The organism is Ruegeria sp. BG7, assembly GCF_056535685.1.
The window spans coordinates 832742-855639 of the sequence record NZ_JBQFIU010000001.1 but is presented as its reverse complement, the minus strand read 5'-3'; the positions used below and the strand labels follow the sequence as shown (position 1 = coordinate 855639).

The 22898-nt window shown below is 57.2% G+C and carries 18 protein-coding genes; 14 read left to right on the top strand and 4 right to left on the bottom strand.

The window, feature by feature from the left end; genetic code table 11:
• Window positions 1-4: 4 nt before the first annotated feature.
• Window positions 5-1780, bottom strand: a complete 1776-nt coding sequence (locus tag ACR3EH_RS04175; RefSeq protein WP_171675412.1) for a sensor domain-containing diguanylate cyclase — start codon at window positions 1778-1780, stop codon at window positions 5-7.
• 177 nt (window positions 1781-1957) lie between these two features.
• Between ACR3EH_RS04175 and ACR3EH_RS04170 the strand changes: the two genes are divergently transcribed.
• The gene (locus tag ACR3EH_RS04170) at window positions 1958-4351 is read left to right on the top strand and encodes an ATP-dependent helicase (RefSeq protein WP_171185009.1); all 2394 of its coding nucleotides are present in this window, start codon (window positions 1958-1960) and stop codon (window positions 4349-4351) included.
• Window positions 4352-4355: 4 nt separating this feature from the next.
• Here ACR3EH_RS04170 and ACR3EH_RS04165 read toward each other — a convergent pair whose 3' ends face one another.
• Window positions 4356-4646 carry a DUF1330 domain-containing protein gene (locus ACR3EH_RS04165; protein ID WP_171185007.1) on the bottom strand — a complete coding sequence of 97 codons (291 nt, stop codon included), beginning with the start codon at window positions 4644-4646 and terminating at the stop codon, window positions 4356-4358.
• Window positions 4647-5019: 373 nt separating this feature from the next.
• The gene (locus ACR3EH_RS04160; protein WP_171675414.1) at window positions 5020-5244 is read right to left on the bottom strand and encodes a DUF1127 domain-containing protein; all 225 of its coding nucleotides are present in this window, start codon (window positions 5242-5244) and stop codon (window positions 5020-5022) included.
• A 992-nt stretch (window positions 5245-6236) separates the two neighbouring features.
• Here ACR3EH_RS04160 and mraZ point away from each other — a divergent pair.
• The 10 genes from mraZ to ACR3EH_RS04110 all read left to right on the top strand — a co-directional run bounded on the left by mraZ (window position 6237) and on the right by ACR3EH_RS04110 (window position 16328).
• The gene (gene mraZ, locus ACR3EH_RS04155; RefSeq protein WP_171185005.1) at window positions 6237-6740 is read left to right on the top strand and encodes a division/cell wall cluster transcriptional repressor MraZ; all 504 of its coding nucleotides are present in this window, start codon (window positions 6237-6239) and stop codon (window positions 6738-6740) included.
• Between the two features lie 4 nt (window positions 6741-6744).
• The gene (gene rsmH / locus ACR3EH_RS04150; RefSeq protein ID WP_171646640.1) at window positions 6745-7737 is read left to right on the top strand and encodes a 16S rRNA (cytosine(1402)-N(4))-methyltransferase RsmH; all 993 of its coding nucleotides are present in this window, start codon (window positions 6745-6747) and stop codon (window positions 7735-7737) included.
• Complete coding sequence (ftsL, locus tag ACR3EH_RS04145) at window positions 7734-8102, top strand: cell division protein FtsL (RefSeq protein WP_171092339.1); 369 nt, start codon at window positions 7734-7736, stop codon at window positions 8100-8102. Before rsmH ends, ftsL begins: the two co-directional genes overlap by 4 nt.
• Window positions 8099-9886 (top strand): peptidoglycan D,D-transpeptidase FtsI family protein, encoded by a 1788-nt coding sequence (locus tag ACR3EH_RS04140; protein ID WP_171185001.1) that lies wholly within the window; start codon window positions 8099-8101, stop codon window positions 9884-9886. The genes ftsL and ACR3EH_RS04140 overlap by 4 nt, the downstream gene beginning before the upstream one ends.
• Before the next feature lie 22 nt (window positions 9887-9908).
• Window positions 9909-11408 (top strand): UDP-N-acetylmuramoyl-L-alanyl-D-glutamate--2,6-diaminopimelate ligase, encoded by a 1500-nt coding sequence (locus ACR3EH_RS04135; RefSeq protein ID WP_171184999.1) that lies wholly within the window; start codon window positions 9909-9911, stop codon window positions 11406-11408.
• Window positions 11405-12799 (top strand): UDP-N-acetylmuramoyl-tripeptide--D-alanyl-D-alanine ligase, encoded by a 1395-nt coding sequence (locus ACR3EH_RS04130; protein WP_171184997.1) that lies wholly within the window; start codon window positions 11405-11407, stop codon window positions 12797-12799. The genes ACR3EH_RS04135 and ACR3EH_RS04130 overlap by 4 nt, the downstream gene beginning before the upstream one ends.
• A gap of 36 nt (window positions 12800-12835) precedes the next feature.
• Window positions 12836-13918 carry a phospho-N-acetylmuramoyl-pentapeptide-transferase gene (mraY, locus tag ACR3EH_RS04125; protein ID WP_171184995.1) on the top strand — a complete coding sequence of 361 codons (1083 nt, stop codon included), beginning with the start codon at window positions 12836-12838 and terminating at the stop codon, window positions 13916-13918.
• Complete coding sequence (locus tag ACR3EH_RS04120) at window positions 13915-14460, top strand: AAA family ATPase (RefSeq protein WP_171184993.1); 546 nt, start codon at window positions 13915-13917, stop codon at window positions 14458-14460. The genes mraY and ACR3EH_RS04120 overlap by 4 nt, the downstream gene beginning before the upstream one ends.
• Complete coding sequence (murD, locus tag ACR3EH_RS04115; protein ID WP_171184992.1) at window positions 14457-15854, top strand: UDP-N-acetylmuramoyl-L-alanine--D-glutamate ligase; 1398 nt, start codon at window positions 14457-14459, stop codon at window positions 15852-15854. The genes ACR3EH_RS04120 and murD overlap by 4 nt, the downstream gene beginning before the upstream one ends.
• Window positions 15855-15953: 99 nt before the next feature.
• Window positions 15954-16328: a glycine zipper family protein gene (locus ACR3EH_RS04110; protein WP_171092324.1), complete on the top strand. Its 375-nt coding sequence runs from the start codon at window positions 15954-15956 to the stop codon at window positions 16326-16328.
• Here ACR3EH_RS04110 and ACR3EH_RS04105 read toward each other — a convergent pair.
• Entirely contained in the window at window positions 16325-17506 is a 1182-nt protein-coding gene (locus ACR3EH_RS04105; protein ID WP_171184990.1) for a BaiN/RdsA family NAD(P)/FAD-dependent oxidoreductase, read from the bottom strand. The genes ACR3EH_RS04110 and ACR3EH_RS04105 overlap by 4 nt on opposite strands.
• Before the next feature lie 811 nt (window positions 17507-18317).
• On the opposite strand from ACR3EH_RS04105, the gene ACR3EH_RS04100 reads away from it, so the two are divergent.
• The 3 genes from ACR3EH_RS04100 to ACR3EH_RS04090 are packed head-to-tail and all read left to right on the top strand — an operon-like array spanning window position 18318 to window position 22895.
• Entirely contained in the window at window positions 18318-20141 is a 1824-nt protein-coding gene (locus ACR3EH_RS04100; RefSeq protein WP_171184989.1) for an adenylate/guanylate cyclase domain-containing protein, read from the top strand.
• Between the two features lie 21 nt (window positions 20142-20162).
• Window positions 20163-21299: a phosphatase PAP2 family protein gene (locus ACR3EH_RS04095; RefSeq protein ID WP_171184988.1), complete on the top strand. Its 1137-nt coding sequence runs from the start codon at window positions 20163-20165 to the stop codon at window positions 21297-21299.
• Window positions 21300-21317: 18 nt separating this feature from the next.
• Complete coding sequence (locus ACR3EH_RS04090) at window positions 21318-22895, top strand: S8 family serine peptidase (RefSeq protein ID WP_171184987.1); 1578 nt, start codon at window positions 21318-21320, stop codon at window positions 22893-22895.
• Window positions 22896-22898: the final 3 nt, after the last annotated feature.

The following is a 22898-nucleotide window of genomic DNA, read 5'->3' as shown; positions in this document are numbered from 1 at the left end:
GGGGTTAGGCCGCATCTGAATTTTTCGGGTCACTGTCAGCTTCAGATCGTTTGGGTTGAATTTGCGACTCGCCAGCAACTTGAACTTGGTTGCGCCCTTGGTCCTTGGCGACGTAAAGCGCATCATCTGCTGCGCGCATAAGATCCTGCGGCATGGTTCCGTGTTTCGGGTAATGCGCAACGCCGACCGAGATCGTGATACGCGGCAACGCCTTTTCTCCATAGCGGACCGCGACTGCTTCAATCGCCTGACGCAATTGTTCGGCGCGCGTCATGGCGTCTTCGGGGGTGTTGTCCGGCAGGATCAGCATGAATTCTTCACCGCCGACACGGCAGGCAACCTCGTCCCGGTCGCAACTCTGTTCCAACGCGCCCCCAACTGCTCGCAGGACCATGTCACCGGCGTCATGCCCATGCGTGTCGTTGAATTTCTTGAAGTGATCCACGTCCACGGCAATCAAGCTCAGCGCGGCACCCGTCTGTTGACTGCGGCTTATGGATTTCCGCAGCGTTTCGGTCATGTGACGTCGATTGAACAGGCCGGTCAGCGGGTCGCGCACCGATTGGTCATGCAGTTGATCGCGCATGCGGTCATTGGCAATCGCCATGCTGATCTGTTCGGCGCAAGGCTGTGCCAGTTTGCGGCTTTTGTGGAAGCAAGCCTCGCGCCCTTCAAGCGCACGCAGATGCAGCAGGCCAACGGCCTCCCCGTGGGCCAGAATGGGAAAGCAGAAATAGGGCCGTCCGTCATGCGGTTCCGCGTGTTCGCAGACAAAGTCGATCTCGGATGCGCCAAATTCATAGGTTCGCCCCCTTCGCAGACCCCAGCACCCTTCGGGATGAATATGCGCTTTGTGTGCGCCGCCATTCCAACTTGCACAGCCATCCAGCACATCGCGCGAGTTGGAATAGACATAAACACTGCCCTCGGCCTCGGGCAGAATGTGGGTCATGAACCGCGATACCATGTCGAATAGCTCGTCCAGCGATCGGCTGGACTGTAGCCATTCGTTCAACTCGCCCAATAAACGCACCTCGCGTGCCAGGCGGAGTTGATCATCCATCAATGCGCGTTCTTTCTGCGCCCGAAGCTCTAACACACCCAATTGCCTCTGGTTGGTGCGATACACCACAAGGCTCACGGTGCTCAGGGCGAGCAAAACCACTGTGCTGACGACGATCAAAGAAAGCCGCACGCGGCTGATAAACAGATTTCTTACATCTGAGATGTCAGAATTGAATTCGATTGCCCCAAGAAATCGGCCATTCTGGACCACGGGCGCATAGATTTCAGCAACGTGACGGGTATTGGTGTCAAAACCCTCTAGCTGGTGGGTATCCAGCGAGTCGACCTCGGCAATCGGTTTTTCAGCGTGTTTGTAGAACAAGTTACCCATCGCGACGACGTCAGTGAAGTAAGGTTTTGTGTTCACACTTCCAACATCAGACTCGCGCGTGGACCAGAACACGTGACCGGAGGCGTCGAATAGCTTAAATCTATAGATGTCAGAGGTTTCAGGCAGCAAAGCCAGAAAGGCTAGGTCATGCTGACTTAGAATGTGCCGTTCAAAACTCACCTGCAGATCATACAGTTGGCTTTCGACTTGGCGTCCCATCTGAACGGCACGATGGCGTAAATCGGATTCCAGCATATGATCGACGACCGGACCAGGGATGGCATAGATTCCCCAACCGGCCAGCGCGGTAAGCGCAAGCAGCGTTGTCGTTAACATGAAGGTCTTAAGCCTTGTGCTGATGCCTGCCGTCCCAGCCCCGTCCATGTCCGCACTCCCGCACATTGGTGGGGGCAGGATGCGGTGGGGTCTGAAAGAGCGTTAACTCAGCCCGGAACATACCAAAGCAAATGTTTAAGATTTATGCGAACAGAGGCAAAAAGCCTGTGAACAAGCCGTGAACAAACTCTTTCCCTTCGGGCTTATCCGGCGTAGTTTGGGCCCATGAGCAGTTTTGACGAAATGGACGCCTTTGAAGGCGCATCGCTGTCGGCGCGGGCTATGGCCGTGCGCCCGTCACCCTATCTGGATGAATTGAACCCCGCGCAACGGGACGCGGTCGAACATCTGGATGGCCCGGTTCTGATGCTGGCCGGGGCAGGGACGGGCAAAACCAAGGCTCTGACGGCCCGGATCGCGCACTTGCTCAATACGGCGCGGGCCCGTCCGAATGAGATTCTTTCGGTGACATTCACCAACAAAGCCGCGCGCGAGATGAAAGAGCGTGTCGGTCGCCTGCTGGGCCAGCCTGCCGAAGGGATGCCGTGGCTGGGTACGTTCCACTCGATCTGCGTCAAGCTGCTGCGCCGTCATGCGGAATTGGTCGATCTGAAATCGAATTTCACGATCCTGGACAGCGATGATCAAAAGCGACTGCTGAAACAGCTTACTCAGGCGGCGAACATCGATGACAAGCGTTGGCCTGCGCGCTTGCTGGCCAGTATCATCGACGATTGGAAAAACCGTGCGTTGACACCGGACAAGGTGCCTTCTGCCGATGCTGGGGCGTACAACAACAAGGGTATTGAGCTTTATGCACAGTACCAGACGCGCCTGCGCGAATTGAATGCGGTGGATTTTGGCGATCTGCTGCTGCACATGGTCACGATCTTCCAAACCCATCCGGACGTTTTGGAGCAATACCAGCGCTGGTTCCGCTACATTCTGGTGGACGAGTATCAGGACACCAACATTGCCCAATACCTTTGGCTGCGTCTGCTGGCCGGAGGACACAAGAATATATGTTGTGTGGGGGACGACGATCAGTCGATTTACGGCTGGCGCGGGGCCGAAGTGGGCAACATCCTGCGCTTTGAAAAAGATTTCCCGGGCGCTTATGTGGTGCGGTTGGAGCAGAACTACCGCTCGACCCCACATATTCTGGCGGCAGCATCGAACGTCATTCGAGGGAACGAAAACCGGCTGGGCAAAGAGCTCTGGACCGATGCCGAGGAAGGCCACAAGGTCAACCTGATCGGCCATTGGGATGGCGAGGAAGAGGCCCGCTGGATCGGCGAGGAAATCGACGCGATGCAAGGCGGTACACGCGGTATCCGTCCGGTGAATCTGGATGAAATCGCCATCCTTGTCCGCGCCTCGCACCAGATGCGCGCGTTCGAAGACCGCTTCCTGACAATCGGTCTGCCTTACAAAGTGATCGGCGGCCCGCGATTCTATGAGCGGATGGAGATTCGCGATGCCATGGCGTATTTCCGGCTGGTGATCAGCCCCGAAGACGATCTGGCCTTTGAGCGTATTGTAAACACGCCAAAACGCGGCCTTGGTGACAAGGCGCAGCAGACCATTCAGATGACCGCACGTGAAAACGGCGTTTCTCTGGTCGATGGGGCACGGATTGCCGTCGACAATGGGCTGATCAAGGGGAAGGGTGGCAAAGCCCTGCGCGAGTTGATTGATGGGCTGGCGCGGTGGAACGCCATGACGCGCGGCCCAAGGATCGAGGTCGACGACGACTCAGTGATCGATGACGGATCGCCCCTGCGGTTTGGCGCACCCGAACACTCGCATATCGAACTGGCCCAGATCGTCCTAGACGAATCCGGCTATACGGCCCATTGGCAGAACGACAAGACCCCCGAAGCGCCGGGGCGTTTGGAAAACCTTAAGGAACTGGTCAATCAACTGGACAACTTCGAGAACTTGCAAGGGTTTTTGGAGCATGTTAGCCTTGTCATGGACAACGAACAAGACGGCGACGGGGCAAAGGTGTCGATCATGACCCTACACGCTGCCAAGGGGCTCGAATTTCCGGTTGTCTTCCTGCCGGGGTGGGAGGATGGGTTGTTCCCCTCGCAGCGTTCCATGGACGAATCCGGCCTCAAAGGTCTCGAGGAAGAACGGCGTCTGGCCTATGTCGGCATCACCCGCGCGGAAGAGGTTTGTACGATTTCATTCGCCGCCAATCGGCGGGTTTTTGGGCAGTGGCAGAACTCCATGCCTTCGCGTTTCATCGACGAATTGCCGGAAGACCATGTCGAGGTTCTGACTCCTCCCGGCCTCTATGGCGGCGGGCACCAGACAGCGGGAATCGAAACGCGCGCAGCCGAAGCCAATGTTTATAACTCACCGGGCTGGAAGCGGATGCAGGCGCGGCAGGGGCAATATGGCATGTCGCAACCCCGCGAAAGTCGCGACACGGTGATCGACGCCACCGCCTTGGCCAGTTTCACGCTGGGCGAGCGTGTGTTTCACCAGAAGTTCGGCTATGGCGCGGTCATCGGTATCGAGGGCGACAAGGTTGAGGTCGACTTTGACAAGGCGGGCACCAAAAAGGTGGTGTCACGTTTTCTGACCAACAAAGATGACGTTCCGTTTTGACGCGTTAGATCCCATCCACCAAAACCAAATTAGTCGAGGCGGTGGCTTGCCGGATCTTCGCCAATTCGACGTAATCAGGGTCGTCTTTCCAGGCTTTCGCTGTGGCTAGGTCTGGAAACTCCATCAGCACAATTCCACCTTCCGGCCAATTGCCTTCGATTCGTTCGATCGGCTTCGATGAGACCGTGAGCAAACGGCCTTTGTGGCGGTCGAAGATCGGCATGAACCCTGCCAGATAATCTTGATACCCGTCTGGGTCGTGTATGTCGATTTGCGCGATGAAATAGGCAGCCATGGCGTTCTCCGGATCAGAAATCAGGATGCCATCCTACACCGGAGCCCGAAAAACAAAAAACGGCGGTTCCCAGGGAGGAGGAAGGGGAACCGCCGTCTTGTCAACATCAGAGCAGGGAGGAGGAGAGCCCCGATGTATGCGAACCCGGGTTTGAGCCCGGTATGGGGAAGACGCGGCGACGTCAGGGAGGAGGACGACGTCGCCGCGCGCTTTCAACATCAAGGCAGGGAGGAGGAGAGCCTCGATGTATCAGGTTCCGGCATCTTGAGGCCGGTATAGGGTGCGGCAACGTCAGGGAGGAGGAGAGACGTTGCCGCTGATTACAGACCCTAAAGGGAGGAGGAAGGGCCTGATCTCTGTATCTTTGGTGCGCTCAGCGCGCGGTGTGGTCTTCTGCCGCCTGCATGGCGACCCGGCGGATCATCGAACGGTGCAGGCCCAGATCAGCCAGCTCGCGGTTCGACAGGCCGGACAGTTCGTTCACAGTCTGGCGGTACATGCGATTGCGTGCAAAGCGTGTCTTGGCGTTTTCTACCAGTGTGTTCAGTCCGAACGCCGGTGCGCTCTTGGGTGCTGTTTGTGTGCTTGCAACTGCCATTTTCATCATCCGTCTATCTTGCGTTACCGATATCAGTCGGTCCGTGCTTGAGACTGAAGATAGGCAAATGCTGCGAATGCACAATGGGTCACGTCATCAATGCTGCTATGCAGCAAGCGCATAGATTGGTTCGCTTTTTTCCCGGCAACGATATGCGCCTTAAAAATATAGGTATTACCCAAGGGCACTTTGAGCCCCCCGGAAATCGCATCATTGTGAACTGCCTTGGAATTGAGCGCATTCGGCGAGAATTTGTGCGACTTGAAACGCAGAGGACGGATTCTGGATTTGCGCAGTATGTCAAAGAATGACTGTTTGTAGGGCCCAAAGTCGTCTTGCCGATTCTAACCGCTCGGGTTGGCGGTAGCGCGAAATAGGGCGTTTATAGTGCCAAGTGACGACCTATGGGAATTCGTGGGCGATCCTGGTGCGGGCAGGGAAATGCCGGAATCTTTGTTGTCTTTTTATGGTCGATTCTTGCGTTTGGCTGCTTCACGCGTGTCAAAAAATCCAGCCTGAACGAAAAGATTCAATTTTTTTCGGGAAAACGCGGGAAAAATTTCCCCAGAAATTTGTTCTATATATAGGCAGCGGTCGATTAGGCTGCACTATTTGTGGTGTTTTGATGACAAAACTCTTGTATTTTAGTATATACATAGCGTGCCTCAGGTGTCACGGATGGAAAAATTCCTGTTGATTTCCATGAATTCCCATGTCATCCCTTATGCATCCGATGAGGACGAGGCAGCAGGGGCGCCAAACGACCCCGAACCAAAAATACAAATCAGGTTTCATACAGGCATCTCGCTTTCATCAACCAAGAGATCCGGCGCGCGGGCGAGCAGACATCCCCCCAGGTGGCGCGTGCAGCTGGACATCCCGCAAAGCGGGTCAATGCGGCGGGTTGATCAGTGGCAGCAGATCAACCCGCCGTTTTTCTTCCGGGGGGAACGTGAATTTGAGGTGGGGCGCAAGCGAAAGGGACAGTCGTCTTGGCGCGCAGGTTTAGAGGTGAAAGCCACCATAAGGTGGACACGAAGGGCAGGGTCTCGATCCCGGCCTCGTTTCGCCGTGTGCTTGAAGCGTCCGATCCCAACTGGCAGCCCGGTGACAATCCTGAGCTTGTGATTGTCTATGGCGACCACCGTCGCAAATACCTTGAGTGCTATACCATGCAGGCGATTGACGAGGTCGACGCCAAGATTGACGCGTTGCCGCGCGGCTCGATGGAACGCAAGATGCTGCAACGCATGTTCCACGGTCAGTCTTTTCCGACCAATGTCGATGAGACCGGTCGTCTGGTCTTGCCCGCCAAGCTGCGCGCCAAGATCGATCTTGAAAATGAGGCCTTCTTTATCGCCGCCGGTGACACCTTCCAGATCTGGAAGCCCGAGACTTATGAGGTCGAGGAGCTGGCCAAGGCCGAAGAGTGGATGGACGATCTGCCCGACGATTTCGACCCGATGGTCTATCTCGATGGCGTCGGGGACGCGTGACGGCATGTCCGGCGCTGTCCCTCCCTCCGATAAACCCCATATCCCTGTTCTGCTGCGCCCTCTGTTGGCCGCAGTGGCTCCGGTATCCGGTGTTTGGTTGGACGGCACCTTTGGGGCAGGCGGATATACGCGCGGGTTGCTAGATGCAGGGGCTGACAAGGTGATTGGCGTCGACCGTGATCCGCTTGCCTTTGAAATGACCGCTGATTGGGCAGGAGAGTACGGCGACCGGTTGGTGATGCAGCCCGGTGTGTTCTCACGGATGGACGAATACGCTCAGGATCTGGACGGCGTTGTTCTGGATCTTGGAGTGTCTTCGATGCAGCTGGATCAGGCTGAGCGCGGTTTTTCCTTCATGAAGGACGGCCCTTTGGACATGCGCATGAGTCAGGAAGGCGAAAGCGCCGCCGATCTGGTGAATGAAGCGACCGAGGCTCAATTGGCGGATATTCTGTTCCACTATGGCGAAGAACGTGCCAGCCGTCGGATTGCCAAAGCAATTGTCAAGGCACGGGCTGAAGAACCGATCACGACAACCTTGCGCCTGGCCGAGATCATAGAGTCCTGCTTGCCGCGTCCGAAACCGGGCCAATCGCACCCCGCGACGCGCAGCTTTCAGGGTCTGCGGATCGCGGTAAACGCGGAATATGAAGAGCTGTTTCAGGGTTTGATGGCTGCGGAACGCGCGTTGAAACCTGGCGGGCAACTGGCTGTCGTGACTTTCCATTCCATCGAGGATCGAATGGTCAAGCGGTTCTTCCAGTCCCGCGCGGGCAAGACAGGGCGTGCAAACCGTTACGCGCCTGAAATCGAACAGGATCAGCCGCAATTCACGCTGAAGACCCGTAAGGCCGTAGGCCCGGATGAGCTGGAATTGCAGGAAAACCCGCGCGCGCGCTCGGCCAAACTGCGCGTGGCAATCCGAACTGAGGCACCGGCAGGGGAAATTGAGGCCCGTGCCATAGGGATGCCGCAACTGGGGGGAAGGGCAAAATGAAGAGTATTTTGTATGTGTTGACCGCTTTGTCCGTTTTTGGGTTGGCGCTGTGGGCCTATCAGGAAAACTACCGCACCCAGCAGGTGGTGAAGGAAACGCAGAAACTCCAGCGCGAGATTGGCATGGCACAGGTTCGGCTGGCAGTTCTGAACGCGGAATGGGCTTACCTGAATCGTCCTGACCGACTGCGCGAATTGGCAGATTTGAATTTTGAGCGTCTGGGTCTGTTGCCGCTGCGGGCAGAACAGTTTGGGCGTGCCGATCAGATTGCCTATGCCGAAGACCCCGATCTACCCATCGTTGATCCGATTGAGTTGCAGGCCATCACCGACATTCAGGCGTTGGGCGAGGTGCAGATTCCATGACACGCACGCCGCTTCGCCCTCTGGCCCGAATTCTTGATGCCCGCGCCCGAGGTGAAAACCCAAAGGCGATTGAACGGGAAAACATCCGTAAACGCCACGAGGATATGAAAGACCGCGCCCGCGCCCGTGCAGAAGGGCGTCTGTTGGTGCTGGGGCTGTTCTTCTTTTGCGCCTTCTCGGTTGTCGGGGTCCGCATGGGTATGCTGGCCACATCCGAAGCGCAGGAGCCGGTGGCAAGTGCGCCGGGTGCGGCCATTGCCATGCAGCGTGCCAATATCGTTGACCGCGAAGGGCGCATCCTGGCGACCAATCTGGACACTTATTCGGTCTACGCGCAACCGCACCTGATGATCGACCCGATCGCCGCCGCAGATCAGTTGGTGGCAATCTTTCCGGATCTGGACAAAGAGCGTCTGGTCAAGGACTTCACGGGCAAGCGTAAGTTCCTGTGGATCAAGAAACGAATCTCACCCGAACAGAAACAGGCCGTACACGACATCGGGGATCCCGGCATTCTGTTTGGACCACGCGAAATGCGCCTTTACCCCAACGGCAAGCTTGCCGCGCATATTCTGGGCGGGTCCGGCTTTGGTCGGGAAGGTGTCAGCGCTGCGGAAGTGATCGGTGTTGCAGGTGTCGAGAAACAGTTCGACGACTATCTGCGCGACCCGGCCAACGGCAACAAGCCGCTGCAATTGTCGCTGGACCTGACGATTCAGGCGGCTGTGGAACAGGTGCTCTATGGCGGTATGAAGATCATGAACGCCAAGGGGGCCTCGGCCGTTCTGATGAACGTGCACACAGGTGAGGTTGTATCAGCCGCGTCTCTGCCGTCGTTTGATCCAAATGACCGTCCGCGCCCGCCGACCTCGGGGTTTGATCCATCGGACAGCCCGCTCTTCAACCGCTATGTGCAAGGCGTCTACGAACTGGGCTCGGTCTTCAAGATTTTTACTGCAGCGCAGGCCGTCCAACTGGGGCTGGTGAATTCTAATACGATCATCGACACTTCAGGTCCGATGAAGATTGGTCGCTTTCCCATCGGTGAGTTCAACGGCAAGAATTACGGCAAGATCAGCGTTGCGGACGTGATCGTTCACAGCTCGAACCGGGGTACGGGCCGTTTGGCGTTGCAGATCGGTGCGCAGCGGCAGCAGGATTTCCTGAACACGTTGGGCATGTTCGATCCAACGCCGTTTGAAATTGTAGAGGCCAAGGGCGGGGTGCCCCTGAAGCCCAAAAAATGGGGTGAACTGAGCACTGTAACCATTTCCTACGGTCATGGTCTGTCAACAAGCCCGATGCATCTGGCGGCCGGGTACGCGGCCATTGCAAATGGCGGGCATTATGTCAGCCCGACTATTCTAAGAAAAAATGGTCCGCAATACGGCCCTCGGGTCATGTCGGACAGCACGGCGCGTCAGGCTCAGAATATGCTGCGCAAAGTGGTGACTGACGGCACCGCCAGCTTTGCCGAGGTCAAAGGCTATGACGTGGCTGGCAAAACCGGCACAGCGGATAAGCCAAAGCCGCGTGGTGGGTATTACGATGACAAGGTCATTGCGACCTTCGCGACGATCTTTCCGGCCTATGATCCGAAATACGTTCTGATCGTCACATTGGACGAACCTTCGATCCTGGCATATGGCGAAAAGCGCCGCACTGCGGGCTGGACCGCCGTGCCCGTAGCCGCCGAACTTATTGGTCGCGTCGCACCCTTGCTGGGCCTGCGTCCTCGGCTTGAGCCTGAGGCGGGCGCTGCTATAACGCTGACCTCAAACTAGGCTGTCCGGCAAGAGGTGGGTCATGGGCACAAGGACAAAGAAACTCAACCAACTGGCCCTGACCGCACGCGGGGGCGCAAACCCTGACATCACAGGTCTGGCTGTTGACAGCCGTGAGGTGAAAGACGGCTTCCTGTTCGCGGCCCTTCCCGGCACGCGGGTGCATGGCGGAGAGTTCATTCAGTTTGCCCTGCGCATGGGTGCATCCGCGATCCTGACCGATGCCGAAGGGGCTCAGATCGCCGAGGTCGAGCTTTCTGCATCAGACGCCGCACTGATTGTGGTTGAAGACCCGCGTCAGGCGCTGGCCGGGGCGGCTGCGTTGTGGTTTGGAGCACAACCAAAAACCATCGTCGCCGTCACGGGAACCAATGGAAAAACATCTGTCGCCACCTTTGTGCGCCAGATTTGGTCTGAATTGGATCACGCTGCTGTCAATCTTGGAACCACCGGGGTTGAGGGCGCATGGACCGCACCGTTGGCGCACACCACCCCTGAACCAATCACCCTGCATTGCTGTCTGGCAGAGGCGGCTGAAAATGGTGTGACCCATGCCGCGATGGAAGCATCGTCCCACGGCCTGGAGCAACGTCGCCTGGATGGCGTGCACCTGACTGCCGCAGGGTTTTCCAACTTCACACAAGACCATCTGGACTATCACGAAACCTTCGAGGCGTATTTTGCCGCCAAGGCCGGGTTGTTCGACCGTGTGTTGCCGCAAGACGGCACGGCGGTGATCAATCTGAGTGACCCTAAGGGGGCGCAGGTCCAGCGGATCGCAAAATCCCGGGGCCAATCGGTGTTGACCGTTGGTCTTGGCGATGCTGACTTGTGCCTGATCAATCAGCGGTTTGACGCCACAGGACAGGACCTGCGCTTTTCGTGGCAAGGCCGAACCTACCAGACTCGTTTAAACCTGATTGGTGGATTTCAGGCCGAAAATATCCTGCTGGCCTGTGGGTTGGTCATCGCCGCTGGCGACAGCCCCGAGCAGGTCTTTGAAACTCTGCCGCATCTGACAACGGTACGGGGACGGATGCAACTGGCCGCAACGCGCGACAACGGTGCAACGGTTTTTGTGGATTACGCGCATACGCCCGACGCGGTGGCCACGGCCCTCAAGGCGCTGCGCCCGCATGTCATGGGGCGTCTGATCGCCATCGTTGGGGCAGGTGGGGATCGCGACGCCACGAAACGCCCTCTGATGGGCAAGGCGGCGGCGAACCATGCTGATGTGGTGTTTGTCACCGACGATAACCCACGCAGCGAAGACCCGGCCACTATCCGCGCTGCCGTCATGGAAGGTGCGCTTGAGGCCGCAGGTCAGGCCAGTGTGACCGAAGTCGGCGACCGTGCCGAAGCCATCCTGCGTGGCATCGACGCGCTGCAACCGGGCGATGCGCTGCTGATTGCTGGTAAGGGGCACGAAACCGGCCAGATCGTCGGAGATCAGGTTCTGCCCTTTGATGACGTTGAACAGGCCAGTATTTCTGTGGCCGCGCTTGACGGGAGGGTAGCATGACACTCTGGACAGCATCCGAAGCCGCTGAGGCCACGGGCGGTCAGGGGACGCGCGACTGGATCGCAAATGGAGTATCGATCGACACCCGCACCCTTCAGCCCGGAGACTTGTTCGTGGCGCTTAAAGCCGCGCGGGACGGTCATGATTTTGTGGCGCAGGCGTTGGAAAGGGGGGCGGGCGCTGCACTGGTGTCGCGCATACCCGATGATGTGCCGGACGGCGCACCTTTGCTAATCGTCGAAGACGTTCAGGCTGGACTTGAAGCCTTGGGTCAGGCCGCACGGGCGCGAACGGATGCGCGCGTGGTGGGCGTAACAGGCAGCGTCGGCAAGACCTCGACCAAGGAAATGCTGGCGACGATCCTCGAAACCCAAGGCAAGACCCATGCCAGCGTGGCCAGTTACAACAACCATTGGGGCGTGCCGCTGACCTTGGCGCGGATGCCGCGCGACACGGAATTCGCCGTTATTGAGATCGGTATGAATCACCCGGGTGAGATTGCCCCGCTGGCCAAACAGGCGCGCCCACATGTGGCGCTGGTCACAACCGTGGCTGCGGTGCACTTGGAAGCCTTTGAATCAGTTGCAGGCATCGCCCATGAAAAAGCGGCGATCTTTGAAGGGTTGGAGCCAGGCGGGGCCGCGATTGTAAATGCAGACATCAAGCACGCAGACATTCTGCGCCAAACCGCGCTGGGCCACGGGACGGGAATTGTTGATTTCGGCCGCAAGGCCTCGGATTACCGATTGACCGACGTACAGCAAGCGGCCAACGCCGTGAACGCCCAAGCCGTGATCGGCGATTATCCCATCCGCTTTGACGTCAATTCTGCCGGCACCCATTTTGCCATGAACGCGCTTGGGGCATTGGCCGCGTGCGTGGAATTGGGTGTCGATCTGGATCAGGCGATTGCGGGTTTGCGCGCGTGGTCTCCGGTCAAAGGGCGCGGTGTACGCGAAAACTTGCCGCTGTCCGGCGGTGGCCAAATCGAACTGCTGGACGATAGCTACAACGCCAACCCAACCTCGATGGAGGCCGCGCTGGACGTGCTGGCTGCGTCGCAAGGTACTCGCCGCATCGCATTTTTGGGTGACATGAAGGAACTGGGCTCGCAGGAAGTGGCGATGCACGCCGAAATGGCGAATGTTGCAGCCATGGGGAAAGTAAATCAGGTGCATTGCATCGGCCCCTTGATGCAGGCCATGCACAAGGCGCTACCCGATGACAAGCGCGGGCTCTGGTTCGAAACCAGCGCCGAGATGGCCGAGCATTTGCCTGCATTGATCAATGAAGGTGACACGGTATTGGCCAAAGGGTCACTCAGCATGGCATTGGCAACGATTGTTGACGGTCTGCGTAAAATGGGGCAAGGGAGCGCGCTTGATGGGTGATCGCACCCAGACGCCGCGTGTGAGAAAGGTATTGTCATGCTGTATTGGTTGACCGCCCTGTCGGATGGCGGGGACTTCTGGAACCTCTTCCGCTACATCACCTTCCGCGCGGGTGGCGCCTTTTTGACGGCGCTGATCTTTGGTTTCCTGTTCGGCAAGCCCTTGATCAATGTGCTGCGCAAAAAGCAAGGCAAGGGCCAACCGATCCGCGATGACGGCCCCGAAGGCCATTTTTCCAAGGCGGGCACGCCGACCATGGGCGGGTTGCTGATTGTTGGTGCGCTTGTGACATCGACCCTGATCTGGGCACGCTGGGACAACCCTTATGTCTGGATGGTTCTGTTCGTAACGCTGGCCTATGCGGCCATCGGTTTTGCGGATGACTATGCCAAAGTCTCCAAGCAAAATACGAAAGGCGTCTCAAGCAAGATGCGTCTGGCGTTGGGCGTCATCATTGCGGTTCTGGCCTCGCTCTGGGCATCTTTGCACCATCCCGAGGCGTTGCAGAACCAACTGGCGGTGCCCGTGTTTAAAGACACTCTGGTCAATCTAGGCCTGTTCTATATTCCGTTTGCGGTGGTCGTAATCGTGGGGGCCGCCAATGCGGTGAACCTGACTGATGGGCTGGACGGACTGGCGATCATGCCCGCAATGATTGCCGCCACGACCCTTGGAATCATCGCCTATGCGGTTGGACGTGTGGACTTTACCGAGTATCTGGACGTGCACTACGTGCCCGGAACCGGTGAAATCCTGATCTTTACGGCTGCTTTGTTCGGCGGCGGTTTGGGCTTTTTGTGGTACAACGCACCACCCGCGGCGGTCTTCATGGGTGACACCGGTTCATTGGCTCTAGGTGGTGCACTGGGTGCGATTGCCGTCGCCACCAAGCACGAGCTTGTTCTGGCCGTGGTTGGCGGTCTGTTCGTGGTCGAAGCGCTGAGTGTGATCATTCAGGTCCTCTACTTCAAACGCACCGGCAAGAGGGTCTTCCTGATGGCCCCGATCCACCACCATTATGAGAAAAAAGGCTGGGCTGAACCGACCATCGTCATCCGTTTCTGGATCATCTCGCTGATCCTGGCGATGATCGGACTGGCAACGCTGAAGGTAAGGTGAGCAACCGTCGCATTGTGCTGTCAGGCTGTTCAGGAGGCGGTAAATCCACCCTCCTGCAAGAGATGGCGCGGCGCGGCTATGAGACTGTTACAGAACCCGGTCGCCGCGTTGTGATCGCGGAACAGCAAGTCGATGGAACCGCCTTGCCTTGGACAGATCCCGAAGCGTTTTGTCGGAAAGTCATCGAGACGGCCTTCAACGATATGACCCAAGCCCCGGACGGTTTGGTTCTATTCGACCGGTCCGCATTGGATGCATTGATCTGGTTTGAGCGCACAGGCACTGATCTGGACAATGCCCTGCGAGACCAGATCGTCCGGCTTGACTATGACCGTCAGATTTTTCTGTTCCCGCCCTGGCCTGAAATCTATGTGAAAGACAGTCAGCGTCAGCACGATCTGGTTGACGCTCTTGCGGAATATGAGGGTTTGTGCGACCGCTTGCCCAAACTTGGTTTCAAGACCACCCTTATTCCAAAGCGACCTGTCGAAGAACGGGCGGATTGGCTTGAGGCACAGCTAGACGAAGGAAGTAAGACATGATCCCGGTCAAAGGCTTTTCAGGGCAAAAAGTTGCAGTTCTGGGGCTGGGCCGATCGGGCTTGGCGACAGCACGCGCTTTGCGTGCTGGCAAGGCTGAGCCTGTGTGCTGGGACGATAACCCGGCAGCTCGTGAAACTGCCGAAGGCGAGGGGTTCACCTGCGCCGATCTGCGTAAACACGGCGCGTTTGACGGCATTGCGTCGCTGATCGTCTCACCGGGCATTCCGCATCTTTATCCTGAACCGAACCCGGTCGTTTCCGCGGCTTTGGACGCTGGCGTGCCGGTGGACAACGACATCGGCCTGTTCTTCCGTTCCTTCGCGGGTTCGGAATGGAACAACTACGACACGCCGCCGCGCGTGATTGCGGTGACGGGCTCGAACGGGAAATCCACCACGGCGGCGTTGATCCACCACATCCTGACCGAGGCCGGGCGCGAGGCGCAATTGGCGGGCAATATCGGACGCGGGGTTCTGGATATTGATCCGGGCGGCGATGGTTCGGTGGTGGTTTTGGAACTCAGCAGCTATCAGACGGAACTTGCTCGTGCGTTGACTCCCGACGTGGCTGTATTCACCAACCTCTCACCCGATCATCTGGACCGACACGGCGGCATGGGCGGCTATTTTGCTGCCAAGCGGCGTCTCTTTGCTGAAGGCGGGCCAGACCGCGCGATCATTGGCATTGACGAGATCGAAGGCGCATTTCTGGCTGGGCAATTGTCCGAAGGGCCAACGGATGACCGGGTGATCCGCATCTCGGTTGCGCGCAAACTGACAGGTCCGGGGTGGCAAGTGTTTGCACGCAAAGGTTTCTTGTCGGAATACCGCAAGGGGCGTCAGGCAGGTTCCATCGACCTGCGCGCGATCAAGGGTCTGCCCGGTGCGCATAACCACCAAAACGCCTGCGCGGCCTACGCCGCCTGCCGGTCGTTGGGTCTTGCGCCGCGTGTGATCGAGGATGCGCTTCATTCCTATCCGGGCCTGCCGCACCGCAGCCAGATCATTGCCGAAGCGGGTGGGGTTACTTACGTCAACGATTCGAAGGCGACCAATGTCGACAGCGCCTTGAAGGCGCTGAGCGCGTTCAAGAATATCCGCTGGATTTGCGGTGGGCTTGAGAAAGAGGGCGGTATCGCAGCTCTGAACACGGCATCGGATCAGGTGCGCAAAGCTTATGTAATCGGTCGCGAAGCGGCGGGTTTTGCGATGCAGCTGGAAGCGGACGCCCAGGTTTGCACCACGATGGAGGCAGCAGTGGCGCAAGCTATCGAAGACGCAGAAGAGGGCGACACGGTGTTGCTGGCACCGGCGGCAGCCAGTTTCGATCAATACGATAATTTCGAGCAACGCGGCGATGACTTTACCGAGCAAGTGCGCAAACGACTGACGTAAGGCGACGCTCTGCCGGTTGATCTGGACTTTTCCCAATCAGATTGACACTTTGTGGGAAGTAAGGTTGCGTCACCTTCAGTTCACAAAGAGGTAGCGGATATGTCTGCACGCAAAATTTTCTTCGCCCTTCCTGTCGTTGCACTGGCCGGAGCCTGCGCCAATAGCGGGGCGAACTATGTCCCGATCATCGACGGGGCGGTAGGGCCCAATTATCAGTCCGATCTGGCCAATTGTCAGGCGCTTGCACGATCTCAGCCGACGCTCGACAGCAACACTGCCGGCGCCGCTGCCATCGGCGCCGCCGGTGCTGCGGCAACCACTGCAATCATCGACAACAGTGCCAGTGATCTAGGCCGTGCAGCAGCAGCCGGTGCGTTGATCGGTGCTGGTGCAAGCGCGATCAACAACACTCAGAATCAGGAAGTGATCGTGCGCAACTGTATGCGCGGGCGCGGGTATAACGTCGTCGGTTAATGCTTGGCGGCAATGGCAACACCAGCGGCATGGCCTGACGACCATGCCCATTGGAAGTTGTAGCCACCCAACCAGCCGGTGACATCCACCGCTTCGCCAATCGCGTAGAGGCCAGGGACATCCTTGGCCTCCATGGTTTTAGAAGACAAATCGTCGGTATCGATCCCACCCAGCGTGACTTCAGCCGTGCGATACCCTTCGGTCCCCGACGGTACCAATTGCCACGCTGAAAGGGCTGCGGCCAGATCTGTCAGTTTCGCATCTGACTGATCTGCAAGGTTCCCGGACATAGGAATGACCTTGCTCAGATAGTCGACCAACCGGGCGGGCAGATGGCGCGCCAGTTCTGTCGTCAAAGCCTTTCGACCCCCGCTCTGACGCTGTGTCCGCAACAGATCGAACAACGGCAGATCTGGGATCAGATTTACCCAGATCGCTTCACCCTCGGACCAATAGGATGACAACTGCAACACTGACGGCCCGCTGAGGCCGCGATGCGTGAACAGCAACGCTTCGTCAAAGCTGGTGCGATCGTTTGACAACCGCGCTGGCAAGGAAACACCGGACAAGTCCTTGAACCGACCATCCGAGAATGTGAACGGGACCAGCGCGGCGCGCGTGTCGGTCACGCGCAAGTCGAATTGCCCGGCAATGTCATAGGCAAGCCCGGTCGCGCCCATTTTCGGGATCGACTTGCCGCCGGTGGCCAGCACCAGATTGGCGCAGGTCAGGTGCTGCCGTTGCCCGTCACGTTCGACCTCCAATGCAAACCCGCTTTCGGTCTTGCGCAGATCGCGCAGGGACGTTTGCACCCACAGCTCTGCTCCTGCTTCGCGCATCTCGTCCAGCAGCATCTTAATAATCTGTTTCGATGACCCATCACAAAACAGCTGACCCAGCGTTTTCTCGTGCCAGGCGATATTGTGACGCCCAACCAGATCGACAAAATCCCACTGCGAATAACGTGCTAACGCAGATTTGCAGAAATGCGGGTTTTGCGACAGGAAGTTGCTCGGGCTTGCGTACATATTGGTGAAATTACAGCGCCCACCGCCCGATATGCGGATCTTTTCGCCCGGTGCTTTGGCGTGATCAATCACCAAAACGTGCCCGCCACAGTGGGCTGCGCACATCATGCCTGCGGCTCCGGCCCCCAATATGATAGTGTCGAACCTCATGCACCGCCATTGGCGCGGATTCTGTACAATGACAAGAGAGAAAGCCCTGCCAACCGTTGGTGATATTAAAATTCGTTGCAGGATTAACGATTCTCAGATAACCACGCGCGCCACTTTTCGAGCTGTTGAACAGGCAAAAATGTTCCTACTGCGTTGTGCAACTTGGGAACGGGCCCGCGAGAGCATCTGGATCACTTCGAAATAAACTGCGGGCGGTAAACTGTACATTCGTTATAGTTGAGACATTGGTAAGTTCTATCGAAGCAATAGGACACTTGTTTAGAACGTTATCTGTCCCTTTTGTTTGCATTGGGAAGGCAGCATAACACCATACGTCGATTGGGTTTTCCAGTTCGGTTGCCCCACGCGTTGGATGTGCAAGGCAGCAGTAACGTCGAGGTTTCTGGAGCACGTTCTCAATACTGTCCTTCAGTGTTTTAGCGGCGATTACACGCCCTCTGCGGGAAAGAAACGTCGTTTCTGGCCAATCTCGACCAGCTTGCCACCGCCCTCAGAGCCGTCAGGAAAAGTCCTGTTTGAGGGTGTAAAGCAAAATTAAGTCGACGAAAGTTCATAAAACACATACAATAAGCTGCATTAGATTGAACTTAACATATTTTAGAAACCGAATTTCTCCGTCAGGCCGACAACAGCCTTTTGAAGCCCATTCAGACCAAGGGTCGGTCCTGCGAAAAAAGACGGCGCCGAAACGTGCACAACCTCTGGATCTGCGCCACGCATGCATCGGATGCAGCTTGATCATTCTTGGGGCGGTGCATCCCAATTAGTTAAAGAAGTCAGAGATACGATCATGGGATTAAACCTGAATCTATACAGGCCGACCGAATTGCCTAAGGCACAGCTCAGGGCCATTCTGTTTTTGGATGCTTGCGACTATTCAGTTGAAGTACGCGAAGCTGAAATTGAAACTCTTGCCACAATCCGCCGCGACCTGAATTGCGCCAGCGAACTGGTCCAAAGCTTTCGCGGCTGCGTGACGGGCCTGACGGGTGACGGCCTGTGCGCCGTGTTCCCAAGCGCGCGTGCTGCGGTGGAAACCGCACTGGGGGTGCAGGAGGTGCTGACTCAAAGCGCTGAACGCTATGCAAAAGGGTATCGTATCGGCGTGCATCTGGGTGACACGTTTGAAGTCGATCATCAGATTATTGGTGACGCGGTCAACACGGCAGCCCGGATCGAAAGTGTGGGCTCACCCGGCGAAGTTCTGGTTTCAAGCGTTGTGCGCAATGCATTACGTGGTCGAAACGACTTTCTCTTTAACTCTGTCGGCCGTCCCAAGCTCAAGAATATCGGCGCTTCGCTTGAGCTGTTCACGGTGTCGCGGGCGACGATAGAGGGTGCGCTTGAGCAGGCATCAGCAGCAGGCCCCATGCCGGTACCAACAAGCCAGCCTGCGCGTGTTTCACTGCCGTCTTCGATTGCACACCCCCGTCCGAATTTTGTGGTTGGTCTGTTGTCTCCGGATGTGGGGGCAGGGTCCGAGACGGCCACTTTTGTCTCCAACATCGTTGCTGAACAATTGTCAAAATCGCTGATCGAGATCGAAGCGCTTGAAGTGCAGGATTACCGGGTGTCACAGATCCCGCTCCCGACCGATCCGCTGACGGCAGGGCCTGATCTTTTCTTGCAATGCCGGGCGGCGAGTTGCGGTGACATGCTGCAAGTGTCTGCAACTGCCATGAGGTCTGAAGACCGGAAAGTGATCTGGAGCCAGAACGTCGTGGCTGATCAGGGTGACTTTCTGGGACAAAACTGTTCTGGCCTGACGTCCTTTATCAGCTATGCCACTGATGCATTGCTCACCGCCCTGCTCAACGGGCGTCATATGCGTGATCCGGCAGCGCATCATGCGGCCAAGACGGCGGTTGCGGCCGTGCATCATCTGTTGACGATGAGTGGGCCGGGGTTGGACGAACTGGAAGCCGACATCCTGGCCGCGTACGAGCTTGACCCCAAGCCGGTCTATCTGGCCTGGCTGGCCTATGTGACCACGTTCAAGGTCGGCGAGCGATATGGCACTTGGGACGCTACGCTTGAGGCGCAGGCGCGCGACCTGGCCCGCCGCGCTGTCGAGGCTGACCCCAATAATGGCACTGTGCTAGGTCTTGTTGCCCATGTGCATTCCTACGTTTTCCGCGAGTTTTCGGTCGCACAGGATCTGGTGGACCGCGCGTTGGAACTTAGCCCGTATCGTGCCATGAGCTGGGATTCGGCCGCAATGCTCTACTGCTATACGGATCGACCCGCGTTGGCGCGGGAAGCTGCGCAGCAGGCCAGACTGGTTGGGCGTCACAGCCCGTATCGGCATCTGTTTGACGGTGCGGCCTGCGTTGCGTCGCTGGTCAGTGGCGATTTTGAGAAGTCCATCGAGTTTGGTGAATCCGTGATGGAGGTGCAGCCGCAGTTCAAAACCGTCATGCGCTATCTGGCGGCAGCTTACGGACATGCGGGAAACCGCCAGATGGGGGAGCAGGCTTTGAAGCGGCTGATCAACCTGGAGCCGGACATGTCACTGGCGTGCATTCAGCAGGATCGTTTCCCGGTGCCGACCCGGTTCAGCGCGCATCTGATGGAAAGTGGCCTGTCACGGATCGGGTTGCCACAACAGGTTTAAGAGTTTTGGAAGGGGGACAATATGGATTATGTATTCACGCTCAACGCGTTTGGCATGCTTGCGCGACGTGGTGAGTTGATTTCCTGCAAGGCGTTAAAAGCCGCAAGCCTGGGCCAGGGTCAGGGTGATCCGCGTGCAGCAGTTGAAGCCGCGTTGTTTGCCACACAAAGTAAAAACGCTCTGATCTTTATTGAGGCGCTGAGCAAGATCAATCCGACATTGATCACCGCTGATCACCTTGAAGAAATTAGAAAGTACTTTAGCGATAGTGAAGTTTTGCGCTTGTTCGAAGTCAGTGAGGTTATGGATGCAGTTCAGGACGAACTTCTGAACAGATCCGCTTTTGGGGTCGCCGCACTATCGCTCAGCCAAAGCTCGGCCTTTGCGCTCAACCGAAACCGGAACAGAAATCGGAACCGGAACAGAAACCGGAACAGAAATCGCAACCGAAACCGAAATCGGAACCGTAGCGATTTTGCCTTTGAGGGCAGCGAGGCCGCTTTCGGGTGGCGTGAGATCCGCGATATATGCCAGATCGGCGTTCCGCTGGCAGATCAGCTCAAAGGCAAGATCTGGGAGAACATCGATTTGCTTCCGCCTCCTGGGCCGGATGATAGTCTTGAAGAGACGCGCTATCTGCTCAAACTGCAAGGTGCATTGAAAAACGCTGACCAAGCGTTGCGCCGTGAAGAAATCGTCGCGCAGGCCAGTTTCGGGATCGATGACTACCTGTCGCCCCTTGGCATCGAAGACGACGGAGGTTTTGGTGCTACACGAGCGCTAATGGTTATTCTTTTGGAACTGACCAATGAGGTCGGGCTGACCTATAAGAACCGGTTCAGCCGACCGCGCCCGAACATTATTCAGCCGTTGATCCGGCCTTACATTGCGGTGCCATACCACGCCGCTTACCCTTCAAACCATTCCTTCCAGTCCTTCGCAATTGCCGATATGTTTTCGCGTATCCTGCCCGAACACCCTGGTACGATCGCCCTTTTCCATCGGGCACAGCGTATTGCTGAAAACCGCGAATGGGCAGGGCTGCACTATCCCAGCGACACGGCGGCAGGGCGGGAATTGGCCCGCAAGACAGTCGCCTATATGGCCGAGGTTCTGGACGAGCTAATGGACGCCGCCCAGGACGAGTGGCTGGGTTGAGATAGGGGAGGATTTGAGATGACCGACGGTCAGGAAAACTATGAACGTTTCTACTATCTTTGGCATCTGGTCGCGATCAACGCGATCACGGTACCGACCCCTCCGGCAAGCGGTGAGATTTGCCCGGTGATTGGGGATGTGGCTTGGGATTTCACCCCGCCGCCGGACAGCAAGGCACATATCGCTCTGATCGATATGGGTGTCGCGCCCTATCACCCGAATCTGGATGCACCAACAGGGGACGGACAGATTCTATGGGACGATGCGATTGATCTTGCCAGCAATCCATATGGGGTGAAATACGATCTGCTGACCTCGTTCCCAGCGGCTGCCAAGCATCGGGAAGAAAAGGTTTCTTGGCTGAATGGCTTGCCCGCAGGCTCGACCATCGGCACGCTCACTTCGGCAGAAGAAAAGATCGTCGATGAAATCCGGTCAGGGTGCGGTGTCAAACGGTATGTTCACGCCTATGATGACCGCTATGCCGCGCACGGGACCAGCTGCGCAGGTCTAACCAGCGGCACCTCATATGCGGCTGATCAGTTCGGTAACGCGGGCAACATCGCAACCTATTTCGGTGTCGACCCGCTGAGCAAAGTCCTGCCAATCACCACCTCAATCTCTCCCAGTCCGCGAGAACTGATTGCAGCGTTCCTGTATGCCTTTTCGAAGGATGTCGAGGTGATCCTTTTCCCAAGGGATGTTGCGGACCCGAACCATTGGCCGGGGTATCCTGATCTGGATGACGACGAAAAGACGCGGATTCACGAAACCAAGCTAGGTGAGCCGTCACAGGATGCACTTGGCATCAGCGCGGACTGGGCTCTTCTGAGCAAGGTCATCACATGGGTCAGCAAAAAAATCCCTGTGGTTTGCGCTGCGGGCAATGATGGCAGAAGCAAGTTGATCTACCCCGCCAGCTTGTCGTCCGACACAGATAACGGTGTCATTTCTGTAGGTGCCGTGAGTTATCAGGCTTTTCGGTCTGGCTATTCAAACTATTCGTCCGACGACCACCTGACCGTTGTGGCCCCTTCGGATGACGGAGAGGTGTATAACCGGAACCAGATCCGCCTTGACCGGCAAGCCGCTTCAGCTGGCGATTTTCACGTAGATCCCGATTTGCACAAGAAACCGGGATCTTGCACGGAAAAAATACCTTACCTTAGCTATTCACCTCAGCGACTTGTCACGCTCGACGTGCCGGGACCTCGTGGTTATGTCGAAGGAACGCTTGCGGGGCCGGTCGCTGCTCGGGCAAAAGCAGGAGACGATCCGGCTGGGCTGTACACAGAGTTTGGCGGTACGTCTGGCGCTTGTGCTCTGGTCGCCGGGGCGATTGCCTTGATGCAGCGAAAATCTGCGGTCAATTTGTCGGGAAAGGACATCAAGGACCTGTTCGAGGGGCTGAATGCAAGTCCAACTCGACACAGTGTTGCACATTGGTATTGGTTGCCCGCCGCAGTTAATGAGCTTCAGGTGGACGACGTGAACGGGAAAAAGGATGCAGCCGGTAATCCGGTCATGCCTTCCAAGGATGAGCTTTTTGGAAAAGCGGGTCTTCTGGACGTTGCAAAGCTGCTGGCGCTGGTCTGATCA